3 protein-coding genes are annotated in these 6,929 nt (G+C 76.6%); 1 reads left to right on the top strand and 2 read right to left on the bottom strand.

Features of this window, described 5'->3' with window-relative positions:
- Positions 1-232: 232 nt before the first annotated feature.
- The gene (locus tag ACZ4W5_RS24490; RefSeq protein ID WP_465656896.1) at positions 233-1,810 is read right to left on the bottom strand and encodes a TROVE domain-containing protein; all 1,578 of its coding nucleotides are present in this window, start codon (positions 1,808-1,810) and stop codon (positions 233-235) included.
- A gap of 590 nt (positions 1,811-2,400) precedes the next feature.
- Complete coding sequence (locus tag ACZ4W5_RS24485) at positions 2,401-3,828, bottom strand: MFS transporter (protein ID WP_360237973.1); 1,428 nt, start codon at positions 3,826-3,828, stop codon at positions 2,401-2,403.
- A 768-nt stretch (positions 3,829-4,596) separates the two neighbouring features.
- Here ACZ4W5_RS24485 and ACZ4W5_RS24480 point away from each other — a divergent pair.
- A complete protein-coding gene (locus ACZ4W5_RS24480) occupies positions 4,597-6,756 on the top strand; it encodes an asparagine synthase-related protein (protein ID WP_465656894.1) in 2,160 nt (719 codons plus the stop codon).
- Positions 6,757-6,929: the final 173 nt, after the last annotated feature.

Here is a 6,929-nt window from a genome sequence, read left to right as displayed (position 1 = left end):
GGGATGGCTCCCTTTTTTTTGCTCCTCCCAGTACGCCGGGACCGATGGCCCCCCCCCCCCCCCCCCCCCCCCCCCCGCCCCCCGGGGCATCGGCCGGTCCCCCCGGACCGGCCGTGGTGTGGCGCACCGAGTCCCCCGACTCCGCGCGCCACCTCGTCTGCGGCCGTGGTGCCGCCGTGCCGGGCCCCCGGCCCCGCGCGGCGCCGCCGCCCCCCGGCCGGCCGCGTCGTGGTCAGACCTCCCAGGGCCAGCCGGCGTCGGCCCCCGCCTCCAGGAGGGGGATCAGCCGGAAGGCCGCGTCGCTCAGGCCGCCGAAGGTGTGCCGGTTGGCACCGCCGCTCGGGCCGTGGCCCGTCGCGTAGCCGGCCAGGTTCCAGGTGTAGACCGGGACGTGGGCCGGTATCGCGGAGAGCGGGTCGTGGCCCCCGTAACCGGCGCCGGGCTGCTCGTCGGTGACGATCACCACCCGGTCGTGGCCCCGGTAGTGGTCCCGGACGGCCTGGGCGGTGTTGGTGCCGCCGAGGCTGGAGAAGCGCTCCAGCACCCGCAGCACCGCCTCCCCGCGGCCGACCTCGACCACCCGGCTGAGGCTGCCGAACTCGACCAGGTCCGCCTCGGCCGCCCGCACCTTCAACGCGGTGCCGAAGATCGCCGCCGAGTCGGCCCGGTTGAGCTGGGTCTGCGCGCTGGGCCGGTCGAACATCGAGCCGGAGCGGTCGACCAGGATCAGCGTCCGGCCGGGCAGTTCGGGCACGTTGGCGAGCGAGTGGCCGAGCGCCGTCTCCAGCGCGTGCCCCCACCGCAGCGAGGGCGCGTGCCGGTACGCGGCCAGGTACCGGAACGGGAACTGGCGCGAGCGCCGTACCTCGCCCCGGTCGGAGATCCGCCGGGCCACCTCGGCCGCGGCCTCGTCCGACACGCCGGCCCGGTCGAAGTTGCGCAGGTTCCGGACCAGCGCCATCGGGCCCATGGAGGGGATGACCGCCTCCCAGACCTCGGCGCTCATCGGACCCTGCAGCCAGCCCGCCAGCGCCTCCCAGGTCAGCCCGGCGGCGGCCAGCCGCTCCGCGCCGTCCTTCGCCGTCACGGCCGCCCGGCGCTCCTCGACGGGCAGCGCGAGCAGCTCGCGGTTGGCGGTCAGCATCCGGTCGGCGGCGGGCGGCGCGGCCTCCTCCGGCCGGTGCCGGCGGTCCAGCGCGTACTGGAACAGCGGGCCCTGCCAGGGCTTGGCCGGGTCCGGCGCCGGGTGGGTCAACTCCAGGACGTCACCGAAGCGGTAGCCCTTGCCCGCGGTGTCGTACTTGAGCAGCGCGCGGGTGTCGTACAGCCGGCGCACCGCGTCCGCGACACCGCGCTTGAGCGGCTTGGGCAGCGCCCGGCCGTAGCGCGAGGTCCAGTACGCGAGCAGCTCACCGGGCTCGTCGGCCCGCCGCAGCACGGCGTCGACGGCCTGCCGGGAGTGCCCGTGGGCACCGGCGTCCAGCCGGGCCCGGGTGAACTCGGCGGCGCCGACCAGTGCGGCGGTGCGCAGCTGCGCACCGTGGCGCAGCCAGCGCAGCAGCCCGAGGGTCCACTCCGGGTCGCTGACGGCGAGTTCGCGCACCAGCGCCGTGTAGCGGTCGTCGCGGGCGCCGCCGCGCTCGTAGAAGGTGTCCTGCCCGACCATGTTGGCCACGGCGAGCAGGAAGAGCTCGGACTTGGCGTCCCGGACGTGACCGGTGCCGCCGTTGTGGTTGGCGGTGCGCTTCCCGGTCGTGGTCACTGGTGACTTCGGACTCGCCTTGGTCTTGCGGATGTTGAACCTGGACATGCTGCAGCCCCCCTCGGCGTGCTCGGTCGTCAGCGGGAGGGAGGCATGCTGCGGCCGGGGTGCCCGAGGTCGTGCCGGTCGTCGTGCGACGACCGGCGTCGGCGGAGGTATATGCCTTGTGCTCTACCGGATTGAGCTATCGGCCGCGCTCGCGCACGGCACGCCCGGGATTTGAACCCGGAACCGCAAGATCCGAAGTAACCCCCGCCTGCGCACCGGGCACTCCGAAGCGCAGCTGCCTCCCGAGATCAATGGATTCGGCTGCGGTTTTTGGGTTTGCTTCAACGCGCCCCGAAAAGGGGGCACTCCACAGAAGTAACCGCCGCCGTCGCACCGGGAGGTGCGGAATTCTATTCACGTGTAGGTGTCCAGAGTTCAAGGACGGCTGAGGTGACATAGCTGCTCTGCCAACTGAGCTACACCGGCCCGAAGCCGGTGACGGGACTCGAACCCGCGACACGCCCATTAAGAGTGGAAGTAACCTCTGCCTGCGCACCTGGACGAGAGAGACCTTATCCAGGCCCCTCCCGCAGGCGCACCCCATTTATCGCGGGGGTTCCGCGAAGTCCTCGTACGGCGTCCCGAGCGGCTCACGCCGGAGCGACGATCACCGCCCGCGCCCGCTCGGTCAGCTCCCGGACCCGGCGCTCGCCCTGGAAGGGCTCCAGTCGCCGCAGCATCTCCACCACGTACTCCCGGCTGCGCTGCGAGGAGATCCGGCCGGCCACCTCGACGGCGCGCTCGCCGGCGGCGACCGCGGCGTCCAGGTTGCCCGCCTCGGCCTCGGCCATCGCCGAGACCACCAGCCGTAGGCCGTGCGAGCGGACGAAGCCCTCGGTGGGCTTGGCCAGCGCTTCGCGGGTGAACTGCCGGACCTTGGAGGGCACTCCGAGGTCGCGGAAGCATTCGGCGGCGTCGGCGGCGAGCCGGTCGTAGGCGTAGAAGTCGATCCAGGCCGGATCGGGGTCCCCGGCGCGCGCTCGTTCGAGTGCGCTCTCCGCCGCACCGAGCGCCGTCGCACACGCCGCCGCGTTGCGGGCCTTGGCCTGGGCCCGTGCCTCCACCAGGTGGAAGAAGCTCATGGTCCGGGCGGTGGCCAGGCTGCGGTTGCGCTCCAGCGCGGCCTGGGCGAGGTCGACGGCCTCCTCGGCGAAGCCCCGGTAGCCGGCCTGGAGGCTCATCGAGGCCAGCACGTAGCCGCCGAGCGGTACGTCGGCGGCGGCCCGGGCGAGCCGCAGGGCCTGGATGTAGTACCGCTGGGCGGCCTCGTGCTGGCCGGTGTCGAAGGCCATCCACCCGGCCAGCCTGGTCAGTTCGGCGGTCGCGCCGAACAGCGCCCGGCCGACCGCGTCGCTGTACGAGGCCAGCAGCAGCGGCGCCGCCTCCACCCGCAGGCACTCCGGCACCATCGACGAACGCCAGTCCCCGCCGCCGTACTTGGAGTCCCAGCGGCGGGCCTCCTGGGCGGCCTCACGGAGTTTGACCGCGTCCGAGTGGCCCACCCGGTACGAGGAGTTCTCGCTGGGGGAGCGCGGCGCCTCGCGGGCCACCGAGCCGTCCGCCGGGTTGATCAGCCAGCGGGAGACGGGCGTCGCGTACGCGGCGACCGAGAAGGTGCCGGCCAGGCTGTCGCTCCAGCGGCCGCCGCCGGGCCCGCGGCGCAGGTCGAGGTCGACCCGGAACAGGTCGGTGGCCGAGCGCACCGCGTCGGCCACCTCGCGCGGGAAGGCCAGGCCGAGTTCGGGCGCCGGGTCGGTGTCGCCCAGGCCGATCTCCTCCAGCGGGACGGGCCGGCCGAGCTTGCCGCCGATCGCGGTGGCGATCAGGTGCGGGACGGGCCCCTGCGGCACCATGCCCTTGCTGACCCAGCGGGCGACCGAGGTCTTGTCGTAGCGCAGCGTCAAACCGCGTTGCGCGCCGAGGTCGTTGACCCGCCGGGCCAGTCCCGCGTTGCTGATCTGGGCGAGGGTCAGGAGCGTGCCGAGCCGTTCGTTCGGTCCTCGTGGGCTGACGGTCATGGTGGCGGCGGCACCTCCTGCGGCCTTGTGCGCGGGGCCCGGGCGGCACCGGGCCGTAGCTGCTGTACCTAGAGTAGTCGGACGCGTTCCGACGGTTAAGAGGCCGCATTCCGGATGGCGGGATCGCGCACCCGGCCCTGCCGCGCCGGATCGTCGCGGGGGTTGGTCCGGACCACCCGGAGCGGTTCGGCCGCGCCGCGCGCCGGAGCGCCGTGCTCCGGTCCCGTGTTCACGTGCGCCCGGCCGTGCCCCCTGGCCCGACCGGCCACTCGGCGATTCGCTGGTGGTCGTGGGTCGGCCCGCCGTCGAGGACCCGGCGGGCCGGGGGACGCCGCCGCCTCAATCCCCGCGGGCGGCGGCGAAGTCCGGGAGGGCATGCGGATGCCCTCCCGGGCGGGGCGACGCCTTTCGGCCATCTCGCGATGCCCATGTCAAGGGCGTGTGCCCGGGCGGTCCGGGCCAGGGAGGGGGAGGCCCGGCCCGCCCGAATCCACCCCCACCCCGCCCCCGTTGCCGTCCCCACCGCGTCCCCGCCGCCTCACCGCCGCCTCACCGCGCCCGACACCGCGCACCGGGCCCCGCGAAACGGAAGCGGAACCGACAACACCGGCCCCGGCAGCGCCCGGTGGTGGCACGATGTCCCCAGACGGCGCGCCGGAACGCGGGCACGCCCGGACGGGCCCACGGGCCGCCCCCGGCACCCACCCGGCCGCCCGCCCGGCGCCGGACGCGCCGCGCGAGTGCAGGTCCTCGTCCGGTGGAGGCGCGATGCGGTGGCTGACGGGCTGGAGCACGGGCACGCCCCGGGCGGGCGCGCCGGTGCACGAGGCCCTCGCCACGGTCGCCCCGATCGCCGCCCGCCCCCTGTGGACCGGCCCCAACCCGCTCTGGGCCGTGGGCGACTGGCGGCCCGAGGAGATCCGCCTGGTCACCCTCCGCCCCGGCGCCCGCCCCGCCGTCAGCACCGGCCCCACCGCCCCCGACCCGGTCGAGGACACCCCCGCCACCACCCGGCTCGCCGTCCTCGGCCACTGCGGCGCCACCGACGCCGAACTCGCCGCCGGCCTGGCCGGCGCCCGCGGCGGCGCCGTCCGCCACCTCACCGCCTGGCCCGGCAGCTACACCGTCGTGCTGCGCACCGGCACCCGCTCCACCCTGCTGCTCACCGACCTCGCCGGCGCCCAGCCCGTCTTCCACACCCCCTGGGCCGGCGGCACCGCCTACGCCACCGCCGCCCTCCCGCTCGCCGACCTGGTCGGCGCCGCGCTGGACACCGGCCACCTCGCCGCCCGGCTCGCCTGCCCGGAGTCCCCGGAGGCGCTCGGCACCGGCACGCCGTACCTGGGGGTCCAGCGGGTGCCGCCCGGCCACGTGCTCGCCATCCGCGGCGGCCGCCCGTACCTCGACGCCTACGACGAACCACCCGGCGCCGAACAGCCCCGCGACGAGGCCCCCGCCATCCGCGAACTCACCCGCGCCCTGCTGGAGTCCGTCCGCTCCCGGGTCCGCACCCCCGCCCCGGCCACCGACCCGGCCGGGCGCGCCCGGCTCGGCGTCGACCTCTCGTACGGGACGGCCTCCGCCACCGTGGCCCTGCTCGCGGCCGCCGTACCGCTGCCGCCGGTGCCGGCCGGGGCTCCCGGCGCGCCGACCGGGCCGGCCGTGACCGGCGGCCGGGGCGCCGCCGGGGCCAGGAGCGGCGCGGTCAAGGGCTCCTGGGCCCGGGAGGCCGCCCAGGGCCCCTCCGTCCCCGAGCAGTTGGCCGCCGTCACACTCGGCGAGACCGAACCGCCCACCAGCCTCGCGCTCGCCCCCGACACCCCGCGGTTGCGGCACACCGTGCTCGACCCCGGCCCCGACACCCTCCCGTACGCCGTCCTGCGCACCGACCCGCAGTCCGGCCCGCTCACCGACGAGCCCGGCCCCGAACTCGTCGCCGCCGCCCGGGCCGGGGCCCGCTTCGACGCCGGGGGCGCCGACCACCTCACCGGCTACGGCGCCCGCCAGGTCCTGGACGGCCACCCGGCCCGGCTCGCCGACCTGATCCGGGCCGGCCGGCCCCGCGAACTGCTGCCCCCGGTCGCCGCCCTGGCCGGCGCCGACCGGGCCGCCGCGGGCGTGCTGACCGGCGCGCTGCGCACCCCGCTCACCGTGGTCCGGGCCGCCCACCGGCTCTCCCGGGTCCGCTACGCCGAGGCACTGGACGAGGCCGCCGCCAAGCTGACCGCCCGGCACGTCCCCGACGGCGCCGGCACCGCGGGCGACCGCTCGGCCGTCGACCTCGCCTGGTGCGTCCCCGGCCCGGCCGCCCGCTGGCTCTCCGACGAGGCGCTCTCCTCGGTCGCCCTACGGCTGCGGCTGGCGGCGCGCCGACCGGCGCCCGAGGAACACCCGGGCGCGCACCGGGCCCGGCACGCCCTCTACCGCCAGGCGCGCTCCTTCCGCACGCTCCTGCACGCGGCCGAACAGCCCGGCCAACGGCTGCACGCGCCCTTCCTCGACAACCAGGTGGTCCGCGCCGCCCGGCTGCTCCCCGACGACGTCCGCCTCCAGCCCGGCGCCCGGCACGCCCTCCTGCACGCCGTCCTCACCGGCGCCGGCCGCACAGACCTGCCCCCCGACTGGGGCCGCGGCCCTCGCCCCGACCGCACCGCCCCCGCCCGGGCCGGCCTGCGCCTCGCCGCCGACGGCCTCGCCGAGCTCTTCGACGCCCCCCTGCTCGCCGAGGCCGGCCTCATCGACCTCCCCGCCGTCCGGGCCGGCCTCGCCCACTCCACCGACCCCGCCACCCCCCTCTCCCCGGCCGCCCTGGCCGGCCTGGCCGACCTCGTCTCCACCGAACTCTGGCTCCGCCGCCTCCGCGCCCGCCGCCACGGCGCCTGCTGGACCGGCCTCCCCCATCCCCAGGCCCCGGCCCTGACCTCCTGACTCCCGGTCACCCTGGCCGATGTCCCGTCCCGCCGGGCACCTTCCCGTGCACCGGAAGTCGGCCGCTCCGACTTCCGGTGCACGGGGCCCCCCCCCCCACGGGCGCCTTGTTGGGGCCCCAATTTTCCCCTGCCGTGTCCGCTCACCCCGGGGGCTTTTCCTTCCCCCCGTTT

Source organism: Kitasatospora sp. NPDC029367 (assembly GCF_055569135.1).
The sequence above is the reverse complement of the archived record's forward strand: the minus strand, read 5'-3'. Positions and strand labels throughout refer to the sequence as shown.